General features: G+C 71.8%; 1 protein-coding gene. It reads left to right on the top strand.

Annotated features, from left to right (window positions below):
* The coding region (locus OO54_RS41265; protein ID WP_033213074.1) for a hypothetical protein at nt 1-213 on the top strand (213 nt) is incomplete at both ends.

Genomic DNA, 213 nt, shown 5'->3' on the forward strand with positions numbered 1-213 from the left:
CTGCGCGACGCCGCCATCGCCGACAGCGAGAAGGTCCTCGACGACGCCCGCAAGGCCGCCGACAAGCGCCGCGCCGACGCCGCCGAACAGGCCGACACCCTCATCGGCGAAGCCACCGCCGAAGCCGAACGGCTCACCGCCGAAGCGGTCGAGCTCATGGAGACGACCGAACAGGAAGCCCAGCGCCTCCGCGCCGAGGCCGAACAGGTCAAG

It is taken from the genome of Streptomyces wedmorensis, from assembly GCF_000716445.1.
GTDB classification, from domain to species: domain Bacteria; phylum Actinomycetota; class Actinomycetes; order Streptomycetales; family Streptomycetaceae; genus Streptomyces; species Streptomyces wedmorensis.